Genomic DNA, 1110 nt, shown 5'->3' with positions numbered 1-1110 from the left:
AGAGCTGCTTTCCGCTTAAACAATTGCTGGGCGATGTGCCGGGTGATGGTATTTGCCATTTTGTGATCTGTTGGGGTCGAAGCCCGTCGGCTCCGCGGTGGCGGTCGCCGAAGGGATGGTCACGAGGGTGCCCGTGACCGCGGCAAGAACGAGCGTCTTACGGACGTTCTTCAATATCTTTCCTTTCGCGGTGCGCGCGCGCCAAAGCAAGCCCACGGGGGTGGGCTGACGGTTTTGGTTGGTGCGGAAACCTGCTTCGGAACGTGCCGGCTTGTCCTGGCACGACAGCGGTGGGCTCGATTCGCCCGGCGGAGTGTTACCGCCGGCCACGGACGCGACTTCGCCGTCCGCGGCCCCGCTCACACGCGGGTCCGTGATTCTGTTTTCAGTTACTGTTCCGTAACCCGTTGCGGGCTAACAGGGACCGTACGAGAACCAGCCGCGTTCGTCATCTTCGGAAACCGGACATCTCGTTTCGGTAACGGGGTGATCACGGCGCAATCCCGAGGTCATTTCGGCAGGTCAGCAAAGCGATTCCGGCGAGTACCCCGCAATCGCAAATGCTTTCAAATCGTGAGCCGAATCACGCCCATTTTGTGAACTGGCGCACGTATTTGCGCCGGTGGGTACGGACCGTCGCAGCCGTGACGAGCTCGCCCCGCGGAGCGAAGCAGCGCACATTACAACGGGTTACGTGCAATACGTCACACATTGCGCACCACCGACGGATGAATTGCGTTGTGCTGCGGTCTAACTTGCGTCGCTCCAATAGCGCGCACGGCACGTCCGCCGTGCCCACTCATGCGCCCCGCGAGAAACCTTGATTCCGTTCTCCCGCAAATGTTTTCGACACCTCTCGGACGCGCCTCGAAACAGACGGTGTTCGCGTGATCGTCATGGCCGGACGGCACCAAGCCGTCGCCCGGTTCAGCCGGCCAATTTGCTCACGGCGTACGGCCTGTCGATCCCGCGGGAAATGCGCAACTGCAACCGCAGCCGACGAGCGGGATCGCTGGATGGCGAAACCTGCGGCACCCCAACAGATCACAAAATGGCAAATACCATCACCCGGCACATCGCCCAGCAATTGTTTAAGCGGAAAGCAGCTCT

At 60.9% G+C, this 1110-nt stretch carries 1 protein-coding gene; it reads right to left on the bottom strand.

Annotation, left to right across the window (positions count from 1 at the left end; genetic code table 11):
• Positions 1-15 precede the first annotated feature (15 nt).
• Positions 16-363: a hypothetical protein gene (locus A9X03_RS29740; protein WP_197696043.1), complete on the bottom strand. Its 348-nt coding sequence runs from the start codon at positions 361-363 to the stop codon at positions 16-18.
• Positions 364-1110 lie beyond the last annotated feature (747 nt).

This window comes from Mycobacterium sp. E1715, from assembly GCF_001667625.1.
Lineage (GTDB): Bacteria > Actinomycetota > Actinomycetes > Mycobacteriales > Mycobacteriaceae > Mycobacterium.
This window is presented reverse-complemented; position numbering and strand designations above follow the sequence as displayed.